The organism is Klebsiella sp. MBT K-1 (assembly GCF_002556465.1).
GTDB classification, from domain to species: Bacteria; Pseudomonadota; Gammaproteobacteria; order Enterobacterales; family Enterobacteriaceae; genus Klebsiella; species Klebsiella grimontii.
In genome coordinates, this window is record NZ_PDEL01000002.1 from 312217 (window position 1) to 337591 (window position 25375).

General features: G+C 55.3%; 16 protein-coding genes and 1 pseudogene. 12 read left to right on the forward strand and 5 right to left on the reverse strand.

The window, feature by feature from the left end:
• Positions 1-20: 20 nt before the first annotated feature.
• From pgtC to CMQ96_RS04035, 5 genes are all read left to right on the forward strand, one after another.
• On the forward strand, positions 21-1253 hold the full coding sequence (pgtC, locus tag CMQ96_RS04015) for a phosphoglycerate transport regulator PgtC (protein ID WP_170960549.1): 1233 nt from the start codon (positions 21-23) through the stop codon (positions 1251-1253).
• Positions 1250-3259 carry a two-component system sensor histidine kinase PgtB gene (gene pgtB, locus CMQ96_RS04020; RefSeq protein ID WP_098065981.1) on the forward strand — a complete coding sequence of 670 codons (2010 nt, stop codon included), beginning with the start codon at positions 1250-1252 and terminating at the stop codon, positions 3257-3259. The genes pgtC and pgtB overlap by 4 nt, the downstream gene beginning before the upstream one ends.
• Positions 3249-4499: a two-component system response regulator PgtA gene (pgtA, locus tag CMQ96_RS04025; RefSeq protein WP_098065984.1), complete on the forward strand. Its 1251-nt coding sequence runs from the start codon at positions 3249-3251 to the stop codon at positions 4497-4499. The genes pgtB and pgtA overlap by 11 nt, the downstream gene beginning before the upstream one ends.
• A gap of 350 nt (positions 4500-4849) precedes the next feature.
• Positions 4850-6133, forward strand: coding sequence for an HAAAP family serine/threonine permease (locus CMQ96_RS04030; protein ID WP_004120369.1), 1284 nt, complete (start codon positions 4850-4852; stop codon positions 6131-6133).
• Between the two features lie 62 nt (positions 6134-6195).
• Positions 6196-7563: an L-serine ammonia-lyase gene (locus CMQ96_RS04035; RefSeq protein ID WP_004137026.1), complete on the forward strand. Its 1368-nt coding sequence runs from the start codon at positions 6196-6198 to the stop codon at positions 7561-7563.
• Positions 7564-7630: 67 nt separating this feature from the next.
• Here the strand turns inward: CMQ96_RS04035 and CMQ96_RS04040 are convergent, their stop codons facing one another.
• Positions 7631-8074: a helix-turn-helix domain-containing protein gene (locus CMQ96_RS04040; RefSeq protein WP_004137028.1), complete on the reverse strand. Its 444-nt coding sequence runs from the start codon at positions 8072-8074 to the stop codon at positions 7631-7633.
• 721 nt (positions 8075-8795) lie between these two features.
• On the opposite strand from CMQ96_RS04040, the gene CMQ96_RS04045 reads away from it, so the two are divergent.
• Both CMQ96_RS04045 and CMQ96_RS04050 read left to right on the forward strand, forming a co-directional pair.
• Positions 8796-9161: a DUF596 domain-containing protein gene (locus CMQ96_RS04045; RefSeq protein WP_064342704.1), complete on the forward strand. Its 366-nt coding sequence runs from the start codon at positions 8796-8798 to the stop codon at positions 9159-9161.
• Positions 9162-9396: 235 nt separating this feature from the next.
• Positions 9397-9531 (forward strand): annotated as a pseudogene (locus tag CMQ96_RS04050) (transposase domain-containing protein); the annotation flags it as partial.
• A gap of 313 nt (positions 9532-9844) precedes the next feature.
• Here the strand turns inward: CMQ96_RS04050 and CMQ96_RS04055 are convergent.
• Entirely contained in the window at positions 9845-12598 is a 2754-nt protein-coding gene (locus CMQ96_RS04055; protein ID WP_098065987.1) for a LuxR C-terminal-related transcriptional regulator, read from the reverse strand.
• A 246-nt stretch (positions 12599-12844) separates the two neighbouring features.
• Here CMQ96_RS04055 and CMQ96_RS04060 point away from each other — a divergent pair, with 246 nt between their 5' ends.
• From CMQ96_RS04060 to lpdA, 4 genes are read left to right on the forward strand one after another with little or no spacing between them, the layout of a single operon-like run.
• Complete coding sequence (locus tag CMQ96_RS04060) at positions 12845-13804, forward strand: thiamine pyrophosphate-dependent dehydrogenase E1 component subunit alpha (protein WP_004137130.1); 960 nt, start codon at positions 12845-12847, stop codon at positions 13802-13804.
• A gap of 11 nt (positions 13805-13815) precedes the next feature.
• A complete protein-coding gene (locus tag CMQ96_RS04065; protein ID WP_004137131.1) occupies positions 13816-14835 on the forward strand; it encodes an alpha-ketoacid dehydrogenase subunit beta in 1020 nt (339 codons plus the stop codon).
• A gap of 3 nt (positions 14836-14838) precedes the next feature.
• A complete protein-coding gene (locus CMQ96_RS04070) occupies positions 14839-16368 on the forward strand; it encodes a 2-oxo acid dehydrogenase subunit E2 (RefSeq protein ID WP_098065990.1) in 1530 nt (509 codons plus the stop codon).
• Complete coding sequence (lpdA, locus tag CMQ96_RS04075; RefSeq protein ID WP_049090398.1) at positions 16352-17749, forward strand: dihydrolipoyl dehydrogenase; 1398 nt, start codon at positions 16352-16354, stop codon at positions 17747-17749. The genes CMQ96_RS04070 and lpdA overlap by 17 nt, the downstream gene beginning before the upstream one ends.
• Positions 17750-17792: 43 nt before the next feature.
• On the opposite strand, the gene glgX is transcribed toward lpdA, so the two are convergent.
• The 3 genes from glgX to treZ are packed head-to-tail and all read right to left on the reverse strand — an operon-like array spanning position 17793 to position 24195.
• Positions 17793-19868 carry a glycogen debranching protein GlgX gene (gene glgX / locus CMQ96_RS04080; protein WP_049090397.1) on the reverse strand — a complete coding sequence of 692 codons (2076 nt, stop codon included), beginning with the start codon at positions 19866-19868 and terminating at the stop codon, positions 17793-17795.
• 2 nt (positions 19869-19870) lie between these two features.
• Entirely contained in the window at positions 19871-22411 is a 2541-nt protein-coding gene (treY, locus tag CMQ96_RS04085) for a malto-oligosyltrehalose synthase (protein ID WP_098065993.1), read from the reverse strand.
• Positions 22408-24195 carry a malto-oligosyltrehalose trehalohydrolase gene (treZ, locus tag CMQ96_RS04090; RefSeq protein ID WP_098065996.1) on the reverse strand — a complete coding sequence of 596 codons (1788 nt, stop codon included), beginning with the start codon at positions 24193-24195 and terminating at the stop codon, positions 22408-22410. Before treZ ends, treY begins: the two co-directional genes overlap by 4 nt.
• Positions 24196-24442: 247 nt before the next feature.
• On the opposite strand from treZ, the gene CMQ96_RS04095 reads away from it, so the two are divergent.
• The gene (locus CMQ96_RS04095; protein WP_049090394.1) at positions 24443-25327 is read left to right on the forward strand and encodes an SDR family oxidoreductase; all 885 of its coding nucleotides are present in this window, start codon (positions 24443-24445) and stop codon (positions 25325-25327) included.
• Positions 25328-25375: the final 48 nt, after the last annotated feature.

Consider the following 25375-nt stretch of genomic DNA (forward strand, 5'->3'; position numbering starts at 1 on the left):
GGTTTTTTCGTCGGGGCGGGATGCTCAGCAAAACGTGGGCGCTGTGGCTGCTGGCCGCCGGGTTTAGTCCCTGTACGGCGCAAAGCGAAGAACTGGTGATGGCGACAACGTTTTCTCCCGGCGCCACCGCGTGGATTATCGCGCGCTGGCAAACCGAGCCGGGGTCGGTGATGATTCGTACGCTCAACCGCACCAGCGCCTCGCTGGAACAGCTGCTTGATACGGCAAATGCGGAAAACGTTGATCTGGTTCTGACCTCATCACCGATGCTGCTGCAGCATCTTCAGGAACATCAAAAGCTGGCGCCGTTCAACGGCGCGCCGGCAGGCAGCCAACATTTGGTGCCGGAATCCATCCGTTCAACGTCCGTCGCCGTGGCGATGTCGGGATTCGGTTTACTGATTAACCGCTCGGCGTTGACGACGCGGCATCTGCCCGCCCCAGCGGACTGGGACGATCTCACCGACCCTCGCTATCAGGGGGCGCTGCTGATGAGCAGCCCGTCGCGCTCGGACACCAATCATCTGATGGTAGAGTCGCTGTTGCAGCAAAAAGGCTGGGTTAAAGGATGGCAGACGTTGTTGGCAAGCGCGGGAAATCTGGTCACGATTTCATCGCGCAGCTTTGGCGTGGCGGATAAAATTAAAAGCGGGCTGGGCGTAGCCGGTCCGGTAATTGATAACTATGCCAATCTGCTGTTGAATGATCCGCATCTGACCTTTACCTATTTTCCGCAGTCGGCCGTTTCGCCAACCTATGTCGCGGTGCTCAAAAACAGCCAGCACGCCAGCGAAGCGCGGCGCTTTATTCGCTATCTGCTCAGCCCGGAAGGGCAGCGGATCCTCGCCGATGCCAATACCGGAAAATACCCGGTGACGCCGCTGGCGGCAGGCAATCCGCGGTGGGCGCAGCAGGCGCGGCTGATGAATCAACCGCCGTTGAACTATCGCCTGATCCTCAAGCGTCAGCGTCTGGTTCAGCGGATGTTTGATACGGCCATCAGCTTTCGTCTCGCCCAGCTGAAAGATGCCTGGCGGGCGCTGCACAGCGCGGAAGCCCGTCTTAAGCGTCCGCTGCCCGAGATACGCGCGTTGCTAACCGGTGTCCCGGTCGACCCGGCGAGCAGTGAGGATGAAGCCTGGCTGGCGCAGTTCGACAATAAGAGCTTTGCCGAGCAGCAAATGATGGAGTGGCAGCTCTGGTTTCTCAATAACCAGCGTCAGGCGATCGCAAAACTGGAAGAACTCAAATGATGGGCCGGTCCATGCTGCAACGTTTGCGACAAATCAGCATCAGCACCAGCCTGCGCGGGGCTTTTCTGATGGGCGCGCTGCTGACGCTGATTGTCAGCGGCGTCAGCCTCTATTCATGGCATGAGCAAAGCTCGCAGATACGCTATTCGCTGGACGAGTATTTTCCCCGCATCCATTCTGCTTTTCTGATTGAAGGCAATCTCAATCTGGTGGTCGATCAGCTCAATGAGTTTCTGCTGGCGCCGAATACCACGGTGCGCCTGCAGCTGCGTAACCAGATTATTCAGCATCTGGATAAAATAGAGCGGCTGAGCCAGGGGTTGTCACCCGCGGAACGCCAGCAGCTGGCGGTGATTCTACAGGACAGCCGCGCGCTGCTGTCGGAGCTGGATCGCGTGCTCTACAACATGTTTCTGGTACGCGAAAAGGTGGGGGAACTCTCGGCGCGTATCGACTGGCTGCACGATGATTTTACCACTGAGCTGAATTCACTGGTGCAGGACTTTACCTGGCAGCAGGGAACGCTGCTCGATCAGATAGAAGCCCGCCAGGGCGACGCGGCGCAGTACCTGAAGCGTTCCAGAGAAGTCCAGAACGAACAGCAGCAGGTCTATACGCTGGCCCGCATTGAGAATCAAATCGTTGACGACCTGCGCGACAGGCTTAATGAACTGAAATCCGGAAATGATGACGGCATGCTGGTGGAGACGCATATCCGCTATCTCGAAAACCTGAAGAAAACGTCGGATGAAAATATTCGCGCGCTGGACGACTGGCCGAGCACGATCACGCTGCGACAAACGATTGATGAGCTGCTGGAAATCGGCATGGTGAAAAATAAGATGCCGGATACCATGCGCGACTATGTTACGGCGCAAAAAGCGTTAATGGACGCCAGCCGGGCCAGAGAAGCCACGTTGGGGCGCTTCAGGACGCTGCTTGAGGCCCAGCTTGGCAGCAGTCATCAGCAAATGCAGATGTTTAATCAGCGTATGGGGCAGATTGTCCGCGTGAGCGGCGGGTTGATTCTGGTGGCGACGCTGCTGGCGCTGCTGCTGGCGTGGGTGCTGAATCATTATTTCATCCGATCGCGGCTGGTGAAACGCTTTACCGCGCTGAACCAGGCGGTGGTGCAGATTGGTTTAGGCCGGACGGATGCCACCATTCCGGTTTATGGCCGGGATGAGCTGGGGCGTATTGCCGGTTTGCTTCGCCATACGCTGGGTCAGCTTAACGCGCAAAAACAGCAGCTTGAACAGGAGATTGGCGAGCGAAAAACGATTGAGGCCGATCTTCGCGCCACCCAGGACGAGCTGATCCAGACCGCTAAACTGGCGGTGGTGGGGCAGACGATGACCACCCTGGCGCATGAGATCAACCAGCCGCTGAACGCGCTGTCGATGTATCTGTTTACGGCAGGACGGGCGATTGAGCAGGGACAGACGGCGCAGGCGCGGGCGACGTTAAGTAAAGCGGAAGGGTTGATTAACCGCATTGACGCGATTATCCGCTCGCTGCGTCAGTTCACCCGCCGCGCTGAACTGGAAACGCCGCTGCATCCGGTTGATTTGCGTCAGACGTTTACGGTGGCGTGGGAACTGCTGGCGATGCGCCATAAGCCGCAGCAGGGGACGCTGAAGATACCGGATGAAACCGTCTGGATCCGCGGCGATGAAGTGCGGGTTCATCAGGTGCTGGTCAACGTACTGTCGAATGCGCTCGACGCCTGTCCGAACGCGGCGAAAATAACGGTGAGCTGGCAAATCTACGGCGACACCCTGTGCGTGTTGATTGCCGATAACGGTCCCGGCTGGCCTGCGGCCTTGCTACCGTCACTGCTGAAGCCGTTCACCACCAGCAAAGATGTGGGGCTGGGGATTGGGCTGTCGATTTCCGTTTCGCTGATGACGCAAATGGAAGGGACGCTGCGCCTGGCGTCGACGTTGACGCGCAATGCCTGCGTGGTGCTGCAATTTAATTTAACGGATATAAATGATGTTGAGTAATGAGTGTTCGATTCTGCTGATTGATGATGATCGCGACGTGCTGGATGCCTATACGCAGCTGCTTGAGCAGGCGGGTTATCACGTCCATGCCTGCGATAATCCCTTTGCGGCGCGGGAGTGGGTGCAGAAGGACTGGCCCGGTATTGTGCTGAGCGATGTCTGCATGCCCGGCTGCTCCGGCATCGACTTGATGACGCTGTTTCATCAGGATGATGAGCAGCTGCCGATTGTGCTTATCACCGGGCATGGCGACGTGCCGATGGCGGTGGACGCGGTGAAAAAAGGGGCCTGGGATTTTTTGCAAAAGCCGGTCGATCCGGGAAAGCTGCTCTCGCTGGTGGACGCCGCGTTACGTCAGCGGCAATCGGTGATCGCGCGTCGCCAGTATGGCCAGCAGACATTGCGGGTTGAGCTGGTTGGGCGCAGTCAGTGGCTGGAACAGTATCGCCAACGCTTACAGCAGCTGGCGGAGACGGATATTGCGGTCTGGCTTTACGGCGAACCGGGAACCGGCCGTATGACCGGCGCGCGCTATCTGCACCAGTTGGGGCACAACGCCGATGGTCCGTTTATCTACTGCGAACTGACCCCGGCCAATGCCCATAAGCTTAATGAACCGATCGCGCAAGCGCAGGGCGGGACCCTGGTATTAAGTCACCCGGAGCACCTGACCCACGAGCAGCAGCATCAGCTGGTGCAGTCGCAGAGTCTTGAACGGCGGCCTTTTCGCCTGATTGGCATCGGCAACGCTTCGCTGGTGGAGCTGGCGGCCAGCGGCCGGATTGTGGCGGAGCTCTATTACTGCTTCGCGATGACGCAAATTGCTTGCCTGCCGCTGTCTAAGCGGCCTGATGATATCGAGCCGCTTTTCCATCACTATTTGCAGAAAACCTGCCAGCGGCTGAATCATCCTGTCCCGGAGGTGGATAGCCATCTGTTGAAAGGAATGATGCGCCGGGTGTGGCTGAACAACGTCCGCGAGCTGGCGAACGCAGCCGAACTGTTTGCAGTGGGGGTGTTACCGCTTGCGGACACGGTGAATCCGCAGATGCACGTTGGAGAGCCCACGCCGCTCGATCGCCGGGTCGAGGACGTTGAACGGCAGATCATTACCGAAGCGCTGAATATCCATCAGGGGCGGATTAATGAAGTGGCGGAGTATCTGCTCATCCCGCGTAAAAAACTGTATCTCAGAATGAAGAAATATGGCCTGAGTAAAGAACACTACAAGGGGTTTTAGGGGCCACAGAGGAGGAGGGGAGTCATATTCGGTTACTTCACCAACTTTGATTTTATTAATCGTATGACAAATAATGTTTGTTATCTCCGGGTTCGCCAGATATAAATATTCAGGAGATTAACCACCCGCATTAAAATAATAACGTATTAAAAATGATACTTTAAAAAATAATAAAATTTCAGTATTAATTTTGATGCGTTAAAAGTCACTGCTATCAATCAGGTTATGTGATCGCTGTTAGCGAATTAGCATAGTCGCATTTAATAAAATAGCCAAATAAACACAGCGTTTTTATTACCTGCATCAGAGTCAATAAATTCTGACCCTATTTTTATTACTGAGGCCATATTATGGAAACCGTTCAAAATACCCTCGTCGCTCGCGAGAGCAGCGGCTGGAGAAAGAGTGATACCGTCTGGATGCTGGGCCTGTACGGTACCGCGATTGGCGCAGGGGTGCTTTTCCTGCCGATTAACGCCGGTGTTGGCGGCTTAATTCCATTAATCATCATGGCAATTCTTGCCTTTCCAATGACCTTTTTCGCCCACCGTGGTTTGACCCGTTTTGTGTTGTCAGGAAAAAATCCGGGGGAAGATATTACCGAAGTGGTTGAAGAGCATTTCGGTACCGGGGCAGGTAAGCTCATTACGCTGCTCTATTTCTTTGCTATTTATCCGATTCTGCTGGTCTATAGCGTCGCCATTACCAACACGGTCGATAGCTTTATTACTCACCAGCTGGGTCTGGTGTCTCCGCCGCGCGCCATTTTATCGCTGATTTTAATTGTCGGTATGATGGGTATTGTCCGCTTTGGCGAAAAAATGATTGTTAAGGCCATGAGCGTGCTGGTATTTCCGTTCGTGTTTGCGTTGATGATACTGGCGCTGTATTTGATACCGCAATGGAATGGCGCGGTACTGGATACCCTGTCGCTGAGCGGCGCTTCGGCTACGGGAAATGGGCTGTGGATGACCCTGTGGCTGGCTATCCCGGTAATGGTTTTCTCCTTCAACCACTCGCCGATTATCTCCTCTTTTGCGGTGGCGAAGCGTGAAGAATACGGCGAGGACGCCGAGCGCAAATGCTCCCGTATCCTGGGCTTTGCCCACATCATGATGGTCCTTACCGTGATGTTCTTCGTCTTCAGCTGCGTGCTGAGCCTCTCCCCGGAAAACCTGGCGGAAGCGAAAGCGCAGAACATCTCCATTCTCTCTTATCTGGCGAACCACTTTAACGCGCCGGTGATTGCCTGGATGGCGCCGATCATCGCGATGATCGCCATCACCAAATCCTTCCTCGGCCACTACCTCGGAGCGCGTGAAGGTTTCAACGGCATGGTGATTAAGTCTCTGCGCGGTAAAGGCAAATCGATCGAAATCAACAAACTGAACAAGATCACCGCGCTGTTCATGCTGGTGACCACCTGGATTGTTGCGACCCTGAACCCGAGCATTCTGGGCATGATTGAAACGCTGGGTGGCCCGGTCATCGCGATGATCCTGTTCCTGATGCCGATGTATGCCATCAACAAAGTACCGGCTATGCGCAAATATAGCGGCCACATCAGCAACGCGTTTGTGGTTGTGATGGGACTGATTGCCATCTCCGCCATTTTCTTCTCGCTGTTCAGCTAAGTTTCAGCGCCGCCGCTCACCGGCGGCGCATCCGTTTTGCTATGTAACCGCATGGGTGCCACATGATTAGCGTTTTCGATATTTTCAAAATCAGCATCGGTCCGTCCAGTTCCCATACCGTTGGGCCGATGAAAGCAGGAAAACATTTTGTTGATACCCTGCAGGAAAAAGGCCTGCTGCATAAAGTGACCCGTCTGGTGGTGGACGTGTATGGTTCTCTTTCATTAACGGGTAAAGGCCACCATACCGATATCGCCATTATTCTTGGGCTGTCCGGGTATTTACCGGATACCGTTGATATCGACGCCATTCCCGACATCATTCGCGATGTCAACGTCATGCATCGTCTGTTTATTGAAGAAGGCCAGCGCGAAATTGAGTTCCCGGTGGCGGAATGCATGCGCTTTCACAATGAGTTTCTTCCCCTGCATGAAAACGGCATGAGCATTACCGCGTTTTGCGACGGCAAAATCGCCCATTTCCAGACTTATTATTCGATCGGCGGCGGTTTTATCGTGACCGAGGAAAACTTTGGCAAGAGTCAGGGCGCGGAGGTCGATATTCCGTTCCCGTTCTACTCCGCCCGCAACCTGCTGGCGCACTGCCAGGACAACTGCCTGTCGATTTCCGCGGTGATGATGAAAAACGAGATCGCCCGCCACGGCAGGGAGAGCGTTGAGCAAAATATGGCGAAAATATGGGAGACCATGAGAAACGCCATTAACCGGGGGATGAATACGGAAGGTATTTTACCGGGGCCGCTGAAGGTACCGCGCCGCGCTTCTGCGCTGCACCGCGTACTGGCGCCGCAGAGCCAGTCGATTACGCCGCTGAGCGCGATGGATTGGGTCAATATGTTCGCCATGGCGGTCGGAGAAGAGAACGCGGCAGGTGGGCGAGTTGTGACCGCTCCGACCAACGGCGCCTGCGGCATTGTCCCGGCGGTGCTGGCCTATTACGATCGTTTTATCAAAGAGGTGACGCCGGAAATCTCTATGCGCTATTTCCTGACGGCGGGCGCGATAGGCATTCTGTACAAGATGAACGCCTCCATTTCCGGGGCAGAGGTCGGTTGCCAGGGCGAAGTGGGCGTGGCCTGCTCGATGGCGTCTGCCGGACTGGCCGAGCTGCTGGGGGGCAGTCCGGAGAAGGTGTGCATCGCCGCTGAGATCGGCATGGAGCATAACCTCGGCCTGACCTGCGATCCGGTAGCCGGCCAGGTGCAGGTGCCGTGCATCGAGCGTAACGCGATTGCGGCGGTGAAGGCGATAAACTCGGCCAGTATGGCGATGTACCGTACCAGCGATCCGAAAGTCTCACTGGATAAAGTTATCGAAACGATGTTTGAGACGGGCAAAGACATGAACGCCAAATACCGTGAAACCGCCCGCGGCGGTCTGGCGATTAAAGTCGCGGTGTGTGAATCCTGAGTCCCATAAAAAACGCCTGTTTAACGACAGGCGTTTTTTCTTTCCCCGGCGGTGCAGGCCCTACAGTTTAGGGCTTTTTTTTCTCTCCGTCAGGCGGCTGGAAAGACCATACCACGCTGTTAGAAGCCGATGAGGTGTACCATTCGTTAATGGTGGCGTTTGACTCGCTGGTCTGCGTCGCGGCGGCCTGCTTCTCTTTTGGCTGATGCGTTTTTTTCCGAATGCGGATACGGGAAGGGGCCCCGGAATTGATCTGCGCTTTAAAGGTGCGCATATGTGAATCGAATAAAATCGACTCCAGTTGATGTAGTCGGTCGAGGCCGCGCAAAATACCAATCAGCGTGCTGAGAGTGACGGACTCACCTAATTCAACGCGTTTAATGGTTGCCGCGCCGACCTGCGCGCGTTCGGCAAGCTCAATCTGTGATAGCCCCAGCTGTATACGCGTTTCTTTAATTCTTCGGCACAGTTCAGAAATAATTTCACTGTCGGGCATGGTACTGAAACGCATCTTAATTCCTCTACTGCGTAATAAATCCTGACGGATTATTAAACATATTGACTTACAAATAAAGTGGATAATTTCTCTTTTGCGATAATCACGACATTATTTTTTTGGGGAGCGTCATCGAAAAGTGGAATAGTGGGGTATTTTCATCTATTTAAGATAATCCTGCTACTAATGTTACCGTTGGCTGCCCTCGTTAGGATCCTGATGCTGTTTACCCACATGGCCCTTAGCCGGGCCGTTGCCGGTGCTGCCTCCGGGGAGTTGATCTTATTTAATTGTTCAGGCATAAAACATCGCTCCCGCCTGAATAACCCCGGTAAGCTTGATTGAAGTCAGTTAGTCAAGCTTTTCGATAAATCACAGCCAGATGGTAATATTAATATTTTTGGCAAGCCCATAGCGCAAGTGTTAGGCGATGGAGGAAGTAACAAGAAAGGCACAACAAAAGTTTTGGCTTCAGAATCACTTAATGATAAAGATATCTATACTTATGCACAATCACTTGCTGGAAGCACACCTCTTATCGAGGTGAGAAACTCAAAAGGTGTTGTGTACTACGCTAAGTATGACGGGAAAATTATAAATCTGAGAAACTATTCAGCTAGTGCGCAAGAGTCTAAAGCTCGATGGACAATTGATATTATCGGCAATAAAGATATAAATAAAGCTTCAAACCTCTCTGGCAATAAGTTTGAGCTCAAGTTTAGATAGGGGGTTAAATATGATTACAAATGATGAATATAAAAAAAGGAAGGAAGCCCTTGAAGGGGCATCAATGGTTACGATTTGGGAAAATATTCATCCAGCTAGCCTGTCAGGTAAGATAACGCTGTCATTTGATGAAGAGAAAGAGTTATTTCTCTGGTTTATTGAGCGTTTAATGTATGAGGGGAAAGTGAAGCTTGGAAACGGTGGCGAGTTCTGGACGGGAACAATAAAAGAACAGGTCTCTAAGTTTAGAGAAAGTTTCCCTAATTCTCCTGAAGAGATGGAGTGTGGCGCTTTTAATGGGTATTGGTTTTTATCTGATACTTGTCCTGCTGGGCTTGTCTGGATTCACGAAAATGGCTATCAGGATTGGACTTAGGAGAGGCAGCCTGGAAAGCGAAATTTATCTGTATTAGCTCAGATCTGATCTGACAGTTAACGGTTATTTATACAGGTGTCTGTCAGATTACATCTGGCTTAAATTTTTTCGGCCCAGTTTGGGGTTCTACGACGGAACCCCAGTTTTTCCGTTATCTCAGTTTCACCGTAAGCGTCCAGCGAAAGCCGTCTGGTCATAATCTGATGCATCCGACAAAGTGGTGTCCACCAAATAAGGAGAGTGAGGAGCGTTGCTGTACAGTCTGATCGGGACGTGCAAACTGAACGGCGTGGATCCAGAAAGCTACCTCCGTCATGTGCTTAACGTCATAGCAGACTGGCCGATCAATCGGGTGAATGAACTGCGATAGACATTAACATTGAGTCTCTACAATATTGGTGCGCATAATGTATATTATGTTAAATAGAATTTGGGAGGCCGTGTTGCCACAATTCGCCCCTGTACCCATATCGCCCACCGAACCGGGATTATTCAAATCATTCAGTCTCTAAAGAACTAACACCATCTTGTCATCCACCTGCCGCCGCAACGCCTGGATATAGCCCCTCCCGTCACGCGCAGTTTCACTCGGATCAGCACCGTGCAATTACGCATCACAAATTTTGTTGCTCCCTGTGAAAGTATGCCCGTCTTAGTTCCACGCACTTTTTTGAGAGTCTGGGTTAATCCAGTAACTTCATTTCCAGAGCCCGACTCATGGCTTGCGTACGACTACTGACTTTGAGCTTGGCGTAGATGTTCTTGATGTGCCATTTCACCGTCTCAGTAGAGATAGTCAAGGAGCGAGCGATTTCTTTGTTCATCTGACCGTCAGCAATGAGCTGCAATATCTGCTGCTCTCGCTCACTGAGATCCAGGTTAACATCAAGATTTTCACGCTGAATCCGCTTGCCTTCAGACTGGCTTCCTTTGCCGGGCCAAAGAGCATCCCCTTCGCTGGCTGCCGAGGTTTCGCGTACACGGACAAGCAGAGGCTGCAATGTCTCGCCAGCATCAAGAAAAATTCGTTTGAGATGCTGTTGTGCCGCTAATTGCTGGGCGGGCTGCAATGCAGCCACGGCAGCCGCGTTTTCGCCACTATTCCACAAGGATAATGACCATAGCGTACGAAGACGCGCTGCGGATAGCCGGTCGCCCCGACGCTCCTGCTCAGTCACGAGTTCACCCAGTAAAAGGCTGGCTTGTGGGGCCTGGCCTGACGCCAGAAGAAGGCGGCTGCGGCTGACGATTGCATACTGAGCTATTGCGCGTTGACAAGGATTTTCGGCATCAATTGTGGCACGGGCCGCCAGTTGTTCAAGTTGCCGTTGCAGCTGCTCTGCGCCTGGATAATTCGCGCGCTGCAGGCGCACCCTCGCCTGCTCTGCTAACAATAAAGCCTGCGGCCGTTGCCATCCGCGAGACACCGCTAGTCGCTGCGCGTGTTCCAGCAGCCGTTCTGCCTCATGCGGCATATCGTCATTCAAGGCCTGACGCGCAAGATAGGTATAGCAGCGACTTAGGGCGTCGGGCGGACCAAACCGATCGATGAATTCGAGTCTATCTGCTAACAGCGTATTTAAGGAGTCCAGGTTCTTACGCTCGTAAGCCATTTCTGCCAGCAGCGGCGCAAGCGTCGCGCCGCTGGTCGACTGGGGGCCGGTATAACGCTCAGCCTGGCGCAAGGCATTCTCTGCATGCCCCCAGGCGTTCTCCAGGTCCCCCTGACCAAGATGGCACTGAGCAATGATAAAAGCGCGATAAACCGAGACAAACAGATTGTCTAATGGACTTTCCGGGCAAGGCATATGCCGCTGAACCTCAAGAGCGTCGGTATAGCGCTGATTAACCACGTGGCAGTAGCTCAGAATATTGCAAATAAGACCATCGACCCAGGTGTCTCCGCAGGGCACTTTAGCCAGCAACGGCTCCACAATCGCCAGGCTTTCCGGGATTTTCTCGGCAAAAGCTTCGCAAATTGCGCGCACGACACGTAATTTGAGCCAGGCGTTGGGGGCTATATCATCACGATGATTAACGACCATTTGGTCAAGATTATCCAGCAACTGCCTCGATTCATCGAAGCGGAAATAGTGCGCCAGCGCCCAGGCCAGATTGATTTGCAGGTCAATGCGCGAAGGGTCAGTACTCGCAGGTAAGTGATGCATCCAGGAAACCAGGGTGTCTATATCCCCTTCTTCCGCCAGTGACTGCGCGCCCGCGCCATCCTGCCCGGGGTTATGGATCGGCTTGCCCGCAGCAAGTGCGTGGCGTACCGCCTCGGACCACAATCTATGTTCAACGAACCAATGACTGGCTAATTCATGTAAATGCTTGAGGTTGATATCGTTGTTCTGCTGCAATATCGTTCGCAGGGTTTCCTGCAAAAGAGGATGGTAGCGAAACCAGCAGCCTTGTTCGTCCAGGGCTGACAAAAAAAGATTGTGCCGCTCAATCCATGCCAGTATCGCTTCACTATCATCACGCCCAGTAACCCCATTACATAACCCAGCATTTAAACGATTAAGAAACGATGTTTTGACAAGAAAATCAAAAATTTCCGCGGGCAATGGGTCAAGTACTACCTCTTTCAGATAACGGGCGATGGCGCGGGTTCCACCACGGATATTGCGCAGCAGATGTTCTGGATCATTGAGCAATTCTGGGGACAACGAAGCGATTTTCATGCCGGCGATCCACCCCTCTGTCGCGGAAAGCAGCCGCTGTACATGCTGATTACTGAGTGGTACGTCAATCGTCTGGCTGAAATAGTTTCTGGTTTCTTCGAGCGTGAATTGCAGGTCTCGATCGTAGATCTCCACCAATTGGTCCTGCGCCTGAAGCAGGCTCAGGGACAAACTGGGGTGAAAACGGCTGCCAATGATCAGATGCAAGGCGGCAGGAGCATGCTTGAGCAAATATCCCAGGGCTTCATATACGCCGGCATCATTAATCATATGGAAGTCATCAACGATCAAATACAGATCGTGCGGACAGTAATGCAGTTGGTTAATCAACCCGGCCAGCAGCTGTTGCGAGCTGGAGGGCGTCTGTTCTTCTATGTTGCGCCAAAAGTCGGCGTCCCAATCGCCATAGAGCGGCCGCAATGCTTGCAGCAGATAAGGAATGAACTGCCATACGCCATCATCATCCTCATCGAGGCTAAGCCAGGCAACGCGTTCGCCCCGGGCAATCATGTGCTGATACCACTGCGCCAACAGCGTGGTTTTGCCAAATCCAGCGCCCGCGCAAACCACGCCCAGACGGCGTTGCTGCATGCGATCGAGGAGTAAAAGAAGCCGTGAGCGCTGTAGCAGCCGTATCGAAGAGCGTGGCGGGACGAATTTGGTCAGGATTAGCGGCAAATCTCTGGTCAGCCGCAGTGCTCCGGAGACCAGTGAAGTTGCCTGACGACTTTTAACATCCGATGGCTTCATCCGTGGTTATCTACCCGTATTCTTTTTTTATCAATTGTACGCCAGAGCCCGGGACGACATGGAACCGCCCCTCTCGATAGATACATAAAATTTATAAAGTTTGACCTCAAGCATGTAAACCCCCTCCTACCCCCCCATGAAGGTGGCTTCGCACCTCCTCGTCGCACTCGTAGATTCATTGCATCGGCGTGGTTAAGGGGCTTCCAGCCTGCCCGCCTGACGACCTTTACTGAGGAGAATTAAGTGATGCTTAACAAACAGGCTTTACTCCAGGCTTACCGTAAGATGCGCGAAATCCGGACGTTTGAGGAGCGTTTGCATCAGGAAAACACCAGCGGTGATATTCCAGGCTTCATTCACCTTTATACCGGTGAGGAAGCCATTGCGGTGGGGGTCTGCGAAAATCTGACTAACGCTGATTTCATTGGGTCCACGCACCGTGGACATGGCCACTGTATTGCCAAAGGCTGCGATATTCACGGCATGATGGCTGAAATATTCGGTAAGGACAGCGGATTATGCCGGGGCAAGGGGGGCTCAATGCATATTGCCGATCTGTCGAAAGGTATGCTGGGCGCGAACGCTATCGTGGGTGGCGCCCCTCCGTTAGCCATCGGCGCTGCGCTGACGGCCAAAACCCTTAAGACCGGTAACGTTGGGGTCTCTTTTACCGGTGACGGCGGTTCTAACCAGGGCCTGGTATTTGAAGCCATCAACATGGCAGTCGTGCTGCAACTCCCTGCCATCTTTATTTTCGAGAACAACGGTTATGGCGAAGGAACGGGCCATGACTACGCCGTCGGTGGTCGTGATATCGCCGGGCGCGCCGCGGGCTTCGGTTTACCGGCAGTGACGGTTGATGGCACCGATTTCTTTGCCGTTTACGATGCCACCGCAGAGGCAGTCAAGCGCGCCCGAGAAGGTGGAGGCCCAAGCGTGATTGAGGCCAAAGCTTTCCGCTGGCACGGTCACTTTGAGGGCGATCCGGCGCTTTACCGTGCTGAGGGCGAAGTTCAACGTCTGCGCGAACAACATGATCCGCTGAAGATTTTCACCGCCAGGGTCAAACAACACATCTCCCTTGAGGAACTGGCGGCGATCGACGCGGAGGTTGAAGCACTTGTCGATGATGCTGTATTCAAAGCCCGCGCTGCTGCCTACCCGGCACCGGAAGACCTGCTTACAGACGTTTACGTCTCATACTGAGGGTGATAACAATGCCTATAAAAACCTATCGAGAAGCGGTCAAGGAAGCCCTGGCCCAGGAAATGGAGCACGACGAACGCGTCGTTCTGATTGGTGAAGACTTGCGTGGCGGTCACGGCGGAAATGCGCCAGAAGAAGCAAGGATAGAGGCTTTTGGCGGTGTGCTCGGAGTCACTAAAGGGCTGTGGACGCAGTTCGGCTCCGACCGGGTGATCGACACCCCCATTACGGAGTCGGCGATCGTCGGCATGGCTGCCGGCGCCGCAGCAACGGGTCTGCGGCCGGTGGCGGAGCTGATGTTTATGGATTTTTTCGGTGTTAGCCATGATGCGCTGTACAACCAGGCAGCAAAGTTCCGCTATATGTTTGGCGGCAAGGCTAAGGCGCCGCTGGTGATGCGGGGCATGATCGGCGCTGGTTTTTCTGCCGCAGCCCAGCATTCGCAGTCACCCTATAATATTTTTGCTACCACACCGGGGCTCAAGGTGGTCGTGCCATCGACACCTTATGATGTCAAAGGGCTGCTGATCCAGTCGATACGCGACGACGATCCGGTGGTGTTCTGCGAGCATAAAATGCTTTATGACCTCAAGGGCGAGGTACCTGACGAGATTTATACCATTCCCCTGGGCGTCGCTAACTATACCCGTGAAGGTGAGGATGTCACCATCATCGCGTTGTCGGCAATGGTACATAAAGCAAACCAGGTCGCCGACAAACTGGCCAGGGAGGGGATCTCGGTGGAGGTGGTCGATCCACGTACAATCTCGCCTCTGGACGAAGAAGGTATTCTGGAATCCGTGGCTTCTACGGGCCGCGTGGTCATTGTCGACGAGTCAGCCGCGCGTTTTGGCTTTGCTCATGATGTCGCCGCGCTGATTGCTTCCCAGGCATTCCATTTCCTCAAAGCGCCTATTGTTCTGGTGACACCACCACACACCCCGGTACCGTTCTCCCCTGCTCTCGAAAAACTCTGGATCCCTGGCGTTGAACGTATCGAAGCTGCCGTCCGTCAAGTGCTGGAGGATTAAGCTATGAGCGATATCAGGACACTTGAAATGCCGAAGTGGGGTCTTTCAATGGAGGAAGGCGTGCTCGCGCGGTGGGCCATCCAGGAGGGTGACCGCTTCGCCAAAGGGCAGGAAATCTGTGAAATTGAGACCAGCAAAATCGTCAATGTTCTGGAGGCCCCCTTCGCCGGTACGCTACGGCGGATAATCGCCCGAGTGGGAGATACCCTCCCGGTCGGCGCTGTTTTGGCGCTGGTCGCTGACTCTGCGGTAAGCGATGCTGAACTGGATGCCTTCGCTGCCAGTCTGGCCGCGGCGCAGCCAGCAGCTCCTGTCACGCAGACTACCGAGCCTGCTGTAGCGACCGCGGCGCCCTCCTTTGTATCGGCCCCCGCCAATAAGCCTGCGGCATCCATTGGGCAGACCGAGGTACCCATCAGCCTGCAAGGCAAAACCGATCCGACTCAGGTGAATGCCACTCCCCATGCGTTACGGCTGTCTGCGCGGTTGGGCGTTGACTTGAAAAAGGTCCACGGTAGCGGGCGCGGCGAGCGTATCTCCGTGGCTGACCTGGAGAGCGCGATCGTTGCCGCAGGCGGCCGCGTCGCCTCTCTACCGCCGCCAGTTCGTTCCGGCAAAGCGCCGCGATCGCATACCGATGATAGCCAGGTCTCGGCAACCCCGTTGGCGCGCCGTCTGGCCAACAAACTGGGGATCAACCTGCACGACTGCCGCAAAAGCGGTTCACTTGGACGGGTGAGTCGCGATGATGTGCTGGCGGCCGCTTTGCTGCTTGATGGGCTACCCCAGGCCGGAGCTCCACAAGCCACGTCAGCGACAGCCTTTGAGACGTTGCCGATGTCCAGTATGCGGCGAGCGATCGCTGGCCGTTTGCAAATGTCCAAGCAACATGCACCCCATTTCCGTTTGACCGTCGATCTCGACCTGGACCGACTCTTAGCATTGCGTAAGGAAATCAACAGCGAAGTACCCGGCGTCAAGATTTCGGTTAACGATATGCTGGTTAAGGCCTGCGCCATGGCGCTGATAGCGGTGCCGGACGTCAACATACAGTTTGATGAGGCGACCCAGAGCATCCGACGTTTTGCCGATGCCGATATTTCCGTGGCCGTTGCGCTGCCGGACGGGTTAATTACCCCTATCGTACGTTCGGCCAACAGCAGGTCGATAAGCGACATATCAAACGAAGTTCATTCTCTGATAACCAAAGCCCGGGCGGGCATGCTCAAGCCCGAAGAGTTCCAGGGCGGCACCTTTAGCGTGTCAAACCTGGGCATGCTCGGAGTACGGCAGTTTGACGCCATCATAAACCCACCTCAGGGCGCGATCCTTGCGATTGGCGCAGGCGAGCCCCGAGCGGTAGTTCGCGACGGACAGATCGTCGTCCGCCATCAACTGACCGTATCGCTGTCCTGCGATCACCGGGTCATCGATGGGGCGTCAGGCGCGGCGTTTCTCCAGGCGCTCAAGCGGCTGGTTGAAACACCGACGCTGTTGTTTATCGGGGAGACGAGCTATGCACGACAAATATGATGTACTGATAATAGGTGGCGGGCCTGGGGGGTATGTCGCCGCCATTCGTGCCGGCCAGCTAGGGCTTCGTACCGCATTGGTGGAAAAGCAGCATTTAGGGGGCATCTGCCTGAACTGGGGATGCATTCCAACCAAGGCGCTGCTGCATGGCGCAGAGGTGGCGCACACTATTGCGCATGCCGATCGGCTGGGTTTTAGTCTCAGCGAGGTGAGTTTTGATCTGCAGAAACTGGTGCAGTTTAGCCGCGCCGTGTCGCAACAGCTGACCGGAGGTGTCGAGTACCTGTTGAAGAAAAATGGCGTGACGGTCATAGCCGGCACCGCCCGGCTGTGCGGTAAGGGGCAAGTCACGGTCGCCGATCCCCAGGGGGAAGAGCGAGACTATCGCGCTGATCATGTGATCCTTGCGACTGGCGCCCGGCCGCGAGCGTTGCCAGGAGTCGAGCCAGATGGCGAGCGAATCTGGACCTATTTCGAGGCCCTGCAGCCTGAGCGCTTACCGGAGTCTCTATTAATCATCGGTTCAGGGGCCATCGGAGTGGAGTTCGCCAGCCTTTATAACGATCTTGGCAGCAACGTAACGCTGGTCGAACAAGCCGCGCAGATTCTGCCCGTTGAAGACGCCGAAGTATCCGCTACCGTGCGTAAATCGTTCGAACGACGCGGTATACACGTCCATAGCCAAACGCTGCTGACGCAGGTAAAGCGCACCGATACGGGCGTGCGCTGCGCCTTGAAAACCACCGGCGCCGAACAGACACTGGAAGTCGAACGTGTGCTGTTGGCAGCGGGCGTGCAGCCTAATGTGGAAGGCCTGGGGCTGGAAGCGCTGGGCGTTGAGTTGGACCGCGGGTTTATCAAGACGGATGCAGCTTGCCGAACCAACGTATTTGGCCTCTATGCTATCGGCGATGTGGCTGGCCCGCCGTGTCTGGCGCACAAAGCCAGCCACGAAGGCGTGATCTGCGTCGAGACGCTGGCTGGCGTCGAAGGCGTACGCCCTCTTAACCGCGACTATGTGCCCGGTTGTACCTATGCCCGGCCACAGGTTGCCAGCCTGGGCTTGACAGAGGCGAAGGCTCGCGAGACGGGACGGCCAATCAAGGTCGGTAAGTTCGCATATCAGGGGAATGGTAAGGCGCTGGCCAGCGGTGAGACGGAGGGTTTTGTAAAGACTATTTTCGACGCCGAAACCGGCGAATTACTGGGCGCGCATATGGTTGGTGAGCAGGTCACTGAACAGATCCAGGGTTTTGGTATCGCGCATCATCTGGAGGCTACAGATGAGAGTCTCTTATCGATGATCTTTGCTCATCCAACGCTTTCTGAAGCCATGCATGAATCCATCCTTGCCGCCAGCGGTCAGCCGCTGCATCAATAATGACAATATAAACCCGGCATTCAACGCCGGGTTTACCTGTACGCTAAGGCCGTCTGAATAGCGCAATGCTGCGCCCGGCCAGAACAAAATCAATCGCTTCCGTAATGGTGACGCCGTCACTTTTCACTTCAGCGGTCGACAGCTCAAGAACCCAGCCGCCTTCGCCGAACTGCGGTATCTGGAACGCAACATCGCCCTCAAACGGATTGAACAGCATCAGAACGTCGTGCCAGATCCCCTCCTCCTCTTCGAGATCGGGTCGACTGATGGCAAGGCCTAACGTTGACCCTTCATCCCACTGCTCAGATTGCTGCAAACCGCCGCCGGCGTTAAACCAGCGTATCTCGAGCCCATCGCGCCAGCTTTCACGGCGTAAAAGCGGTTGTTGCGCGCGCAGCGCGATCAGGCGCTGGGTGAAATGGCGTAATGCGTGGTCATCTTCGGACAGCGCTTCCCAGTTGATCCATGAAATCTCACTGTCCTGACAGTAGCCATTATTATTTCCCTGCTGCGTACGGCCAAATTCGTCCCCGGCCAGCAGCATCGGGGTGCCGTGGGAGAAAAATAGCGTGGTGAGGAAGTTACGCTTCTGGCGTTCACGGACCGCGACGATAGCCTGATTTTCTGTCGGCCCTTCCTCGCCATAATTGCAGGAACGGTTATCATTGTGCCCGTCGTTATTATCCTCACTGTTGGCTTCATTATGTTTCTCGTTATACGAAACCAGATCGTTTAACGTGAAGCCGTCATGAGCGGTAATAAAATTGACGCTGGCCCACGGACGACGGCCGCGTAAATCGTACAGATCCCCCGACCCCAGCAAACGGGCGGCAAAATCGGTAGACACGTTATCCCCCTTCCAGTATTCCCGCACCGTATCGCGGTATTTGTCGTTCCACTCTCCCCAGCCCGGCGGAAAACCGCCAACCTGATAGCCGCCGGGGCCGATATCCCAGGGCTCGCCGATCAGTTTAAGTTTTGCCAGCACGGGATCCTGGGTTATGGCGTCAAAAAAACCGCCTCGCGGATCGAACCCCTCTGGTTCACGGCCGAGAATGGTTCCAAGATCAAAACGAAAGCCGTCAACGTGCATGGACTGAGCCCAGTAGCGTAGCGAATCCATCACCATCTGCAGCACCCGGGGATGGGACGTATTCACCGTATTTCCCGTCCCGGTATCATTGATGTAATAGCGATGCCGATCCGGCATCGTCCGGTAATAGGAGAAATTATCGATGCCCTTAAATGAGAGCGTCGGGCCCAGCTCATTCCCTTCAGCGGTATGGTTGTAAACCACGTCAAGGATCACCTCAATACCGGCGTCATGAAAAGCGCGCACCATATTGCGGAACCCGGCAATACCCGCGGGCCCGTAGTAACGGGACGCGGGGGCGAAGAAGCCCAGCGTATTGTAACCCCAGAAGTTTTTTAGTCCCCGGTCAAGCAGATGCTGGTCGTCGGGAAACCAATGTACGGGCAGCAGCTCAACGGAAGTGATGCCGAGGCTTTTGATATACTCGACGGAGGCCTGATGCCCAAGCCCCTCGAATGTGCCGCGCAGCTCGGGGGGGAGCGCCGGATTAAGCTGGGTAAACCCTTTCACATGCGTTTCGTAAATCACCGTATTCGGCCAGCGAATGTCGGGGCGATTTTCCCCCTGCCAGTCGCACGCATCCGGGTCGACAACCTTGCATTTCGGCGTAAAAGGCGCGCTATCGCGGGTATCAAAGCTGAGGTCTTTCTCCTCATGCCCCAGCTCATAGCCAAAATGGGCGTCGTTCCACGCGATATCGCCTGCCAGCTCCCGCGCGTAGGGGTCGATAAGCAATTTATGCGGATTAAAACGATGCCCGTTTTCCGGATCGTAAGGGCCGTAGACGCGATAACCGTATAACGCCCCAGGCTGAAGATCGGGCACGTAGCCGTGCCAGATTTCGTGCGTATATTCCGGCAGTTCCAGCCGGGCTATTTCCTTTTTCCCCGAAGGATCGAACAGGCACAGCTCAACCCGTTCAGCGTGCGCGGAGAAGAGCGCGAAGTTAACGCCTTTTCCGTCAAAATGAGCCCCCAACTGCTGGCTGTCGCCGGGCCGTATTGCAAAAGCTTTTTCCTTGCGCATCGTTATTCTCCCCGTAGCTCAGCGCTAATAAGCGTCAACAACCACCCGGATGTTGACGCCAGTTCGAGCGACGTTTCCACCAGACGGCTCTCGCCGCTAAACACATCGCGAAAACGTTTCCCGGCCAGATCGTCTGGTATGGTTACCACAGTATTGCCCCATAGCCTTGCGGAAGATTCCGCCAATCCGTGCGCCGCAACGTCAAACGCCAGGCGAGGCACCACCACGATCAGGGCCTCCTCTCCGCTGATGCGCGCGTAGGCAATAAGATTATCTTCCCTCTCCCCGGAGACTTTTAATGGTACCCAGTCACCATAATGGAAGAGCGCTGAATGCCGCTGTCTTAATCGGAGAAAAGAAGCGGTAACGTACTGTTTCAGGCGCCCGTCTCGCCAGGCGGGTTCGCGGGTGAACAGACCCGCATTCCCGGTATGAAGGTTTTGCGCAAGGACGGCGAAATCGGGTTCACGTCGGTTATCCGGATCGACAAGACTGAAGTTCAGCGCCTCGCTCCCCTGATAAATGTCCGGCACGCCGGGCGCAGTCAGTTTTATCACCGTCTGGCTGAGGCTGTTTACCAGTCCGGCACGGATAAAGGGCTGCAAGGCAATGTGAAAATCGTTGAGAAAGCGCGAATTATCCGCAGAAAATAGCTGCTGCACATAATTAAGCACCACGCTCTCATAGCTTTCATTGCTGTCGATCCAGTCGGTTCTCTGCTTGGCCTCGCGCAGCGCTTTTTCCATAAAAGCGAGAAAACGCGTTTCGAGCGATTTCAGCCCTTCGGCATCGTCCGGCAGCAGTGTTGCAGGCCACGCGCCCGCCAGCGCCTGATAGATCATCCACGTATCCGCCGCGTTCGGCGCCGTGCCGTCGTTCAAAAAACGCACATGGGTTTGATTCATCTGACGCCAGCGCGCAAGGTTTTCCGCCCACAGCTGCGGGGCTTCCGTTAAGGTGTAAAGCCGGGCCCGCGCATCTTCCCCGCGTTTCGTATCGTGCGTCGACGTCCCCAGCAGCGCATCGGGCTGGCGCGCAAGACGGATGCGCATCTCCTGATGAAAGCGAGACAATGAGAAGGCGCGAGGCGTAGGATCGGCCCCAACTTCATTCAGCGCCAGGTCGAGGTTATGACGAAAGAACAGCGTATCCTCGACCGATTTCGCCATTAACGGCCCGGTGAGCTGCTGAAAACGGGTCCTGAAGAGTGAAGCGATGTCGAGGCTGCTCGCCTGCAGATTGCCGGTCAGGATAGCGATAATGACGTTAAGCGCGTTGGCATCGGGTCGGTTTTCTTCGGCGTTCACCTGGTCAACCACCCGGTTTAACAGCGTAATATCGCCAGCGGTCAGCCCTTCGGCGGTGCCGTAGGTACGATAGACCGGGAAGGCCAGCAGCAGTTCGCGCAGGGCGTGGCGCAGCGCGTCACTCTCGACCGCCATGCCGTTACGCTGCGCCAGTTCGCTGGCCAGCTTCAATAAAGTGGTAAATTCACCCTCAAAATTGCGATCCGCCATCAGGCCTTTCGCCTCGCGCAGCGCTTTGTGGCGATCCACCATTCCGCCGAGCGCGTCGTCATGCACCTGCTGCAGCTGGTCGAGGTTATTGTCATCCACCAGCACTTCCGCCAGCGAAGCGATAAACTCATACCCTGTGGTGCCGGACACCGGCCAGTCTGCGGGCAGCTGTTCGCCCTTCGCGAGGATTTTTTCCACCGTAATGTAGCACTCTGGCCCGGTGGCCTGGCGCAGGCGCTGCAGATACCCCAGCGGGTCGGCAAGGCCATCGATATGGTCAATACGCAGACCATCGACGATGCCGGAATGCACCAGTTCAAGGATAAGTCGATGGGTGTCGTCAAACACCGCCGGGTCTTCAACCCTGACGCCAATTAGGCCGGTAATTTCAAAAAAACGCCGCCAGGAGAGCTGCCTGGGCGCTTCCCGCCAGGACATAAGGCGCCAGCTTTGCGCCTCGTGCAGCGCCAGAATGGCGTCGCGATCCGGGGATGTTAGTAGTTGCTCACCTGTCGCCAGGGTTTGAGGATTCAGGGGCCAGACCTGGTCATAATAGATGAACGCCGGTTTCCCGGTTGCAGGGTCGCGTTTCAGTTCGAGCGCCCCGCTCTCCAGTTCCGCCTCAAAGGTATCCCCCAGAAACGGCAGCGTAACGGGACGCGTCCAGTCAATATCGAAATAATTCGCCCAGCGGCTGTTCTTGCCCTGCTCGATAACGTCCCGCCACCAGCGATTCTCCAGCGAGGTCGCCATATGGTTAGGCACAATATCCAGGATCAGGCCAATTTGCGCGTTTCGCAGCGCCTTCACCATCCGATCAAACCCTTCGCGGCCCCCGATGGCCGGGTCGATCTCGTTAGGATCGGTAATATCATAGCCATGGGTGGAGCCGGTGGTCGCCGTAAATATCGGCGAGGCGTAAAGATGGCTGATACCGAGCCCCTGAAGATAGGGGGCCAGCGCCGCCGCGCGATCGAAGGTCATGCCGTTACGGAACTGAATGCGATAAGTCGCGGAAGGGATCATACTGAGGCTTCTCCATGTGCAAAACGGACAACAATACTGTCTGGCGTTAACGCCTCCTGCTGTTCCGGCCAGCTAAAAATGACCTCGCCAGGTATTTCCGGCATCGCAAGCGGTTCCTCGCCGATATTCAGCGCCACAGAGAGCGTCCCGCCGGCAAATTGCCAGCTCACCGCCAGCGCCTGCGGCTCCGTGTGCAGGATCTTGCCCTCGACGCCGCCCCCTGCCGCCAGCAGCGGGACGATATAGCGATGGCGCAGCAAGATGAGGTTGCGCGTGAAGCGCAGCCAGGATTTCCCCTCCTCGCTTGCCGCCTTCTGCCAGTCGAGCTTAGAACGAATAAAGGTCAGGGGATCGTTCGGGTCCGGGACGGATTCGTCGTGCCCCGCGTGTCCGGCAAACTCTTTTGCCCGCCCTTCCCGCACCGCCGTCGCGAGGGAACCCTGAAAATCGGTAAAGAACAAAAAGGGATTGCTCTCGCCGAACTCCTCTCCCATAAACAGCAAAGGAATATGCGGCGACAGAAGCAAAGCGGCGAGCAAAACGCGCGTTTTCCCGGCGCCGGCAAGGGAGATCAACCTTTCCCCCTGCGCACGGTTTCCGGTCTGATCGTGATTCTGAATAAAGTCGACAAAAAACTGCGGCGGCTGAGCGGCGCAGGCCACGCCGCGGGGCTTTCCGGTTTGCGCAGAAAGCTCACCCTGGTAGACAAATCCCTCGGCCAGCGCCCTTGCGAACTTACTGGCAGGCTGATGCGCAAAATCCTGATAATAGGCGTGCGTCTCGCCGGTGGCGAAAACGTGGGCGGCGTTATGAAAATCATCATTCCACTCGGCGGTAAACAGCGGGGTTTGTCCATCCTCATTGCGCGGATGGAGGAAAATGACGTTCCGGCTGTCTTCGGTGGTGAGGTGGATATGGCGGTCGGGGATGGCTTTGCGGATATTTTCGGCGATCTCTATCAGCACATGCCTGGCGGAGCGATCTTCAATCTGATCGATGGCATCAAAGCGCAGCCCATCAAGATGGTACTCGGTAAGCCAGAACAGCGGCGCCTCGGTAATATACTGCCGCACAGCCTCGGTTTCATAGGCGATAGCGTTACCCCAGGGGGTCATTCGGTTTTGATGAAAAAAGCCCGGCGACAGCAAAGAGAGATAGTTGCCTTCCGGGCCAAAATGGTTGAGAACGATATCGAGAACCACCGAAAGCCCTAACCCGTGGGCGGCGTCAATAAAGGCGTGAAAATCCCCCGGCGAGCCGTACGCGGCGTGCGGTGCGTAAAGTAATACGCCGTCATAACCCCAGCCGCGGGAACCGCCAAACTGGGCAACGGGCATAATCTCGACCTGGGTGATCCCCAGCTCTGCCAGATAAGGCAGCTTATCGATGGCGGCCAGAAAGGTGCCTTCTGGCGTAAAGGTGCCCGGATGGAGTTCATAGATGACGGTTTCTTCCCATGGCCGCCCTTTCCAGACGCGGTTAACCGGCTGAAAAAGCCTGGGGTCGATAACTACCGAGGGACCGTTAACATCATCGCGCTGCGCGCGCGTGGCCGGATCGGGAATACGCCTGCCGTCGGCTAAAAGGAGCATATATTCATCGCCATGCTTTACGCCAGGGACGTCAATCTGGAACCAGCCCCCACCCGCGGCTTCCATCGGAATATCCCGCGTCTTCAGGCTCAGCGTCATTGTCTTTTGACCTTCTGCCCAGACGCGAAAACGGACAGTATCAGCGGCAATAAACTCCGCCCCCCAATGCTTGTGAAACGATATGGATTCCATTCAATGTCCTCAGGCGACTTATTCAGATAACGCGGCATGAAATATAAGATTAGACCAGGATGAGCCAAGTGTGCTGGCGGCGTTGGGTCTGTTATTTATAAAGACCTTGGCTGTAATACATATAGGCTGAAAAGTCAGGTAAATAATTCCTGGTTTTAAGCAGTTAATTATTCCTGGTTTACCTTTCTTTTATCCCCCATGCGCAATAATTGACTAATCTTAAATTTCATTTATTAAGGAGGCCGGTATGACAACAGGAAATAATTCAACGCTACACTATCCACTTCCGCCGTTTGTCGAGCAGCCGCAGCAACCCCCGGGGCTGGCATCGGAAATGAAGCCCCTTCCCGACCACGGCGAAACCAGCTACATCGGTTCCGGGAAGCTTGTGGGGAAAAAAGCGCTGATTACCGGCGGTGATTCGGGTATTGGCCGGGCAGTCGCTATCGCCTTCGCGCGCGAAGGCGCGGATGTCGCGATCGGCTACCTGCCGGAGGAGGAATCCGACGCGGCTGCCGTTATCGCGCTGATACAGGCCGAGGGCAGAAAAGCCGTCGCCATTCCCGGCGACATCCGGGTTGAATCATTTTGCGATACCCTGGTCGAAAAGGCGGTCGCGGAGCTTGGCGGGCTGGATATTGTGGTTAACAACGCCGGCAGGCAGCAGTATTGCGAATCCATCGAAGAGTTGACTACCGCCGCTTTTGACGCGACCTTTAAAACCAACGTTTATGCGCCATTCTGGATAACCAAAGCCGCGCTTCGCCATCTGTCTGAGGGCGCGGCTATCATCAACACCTCTTCCGTCCAGGCGTTTAAACCCAGCGAGATCCTGCTGGATTATGCCCAGACCAAAGCCTGCAACGTTGCGTTTACGAAATCGCTGGCAAAGCAGCTGGGTCCGCGCGGTATCCGCGTTAATGCCGTGGCGCCGGGCCCGTACTGGACGCCTCTGCAGTCAAGCGGCGGACAGCCGCAGGAGAAGGTTCAGCAGTTTGGCGAGGATACGCCGCTCGGCAGACCGGGACAGCCGGTTGAGATAGCGCCCCTTTACGTACTCCTGGCTTCCGACGCGTGCTCCTACGCTTCTGGCCAGGTCTGGTGCTCTGATGGCGGCACCGGGGTAGCATAAGAGAGATCGTCGCTGTGGCGTGCTCTATTCGCGCGCCGCAGCGACGGA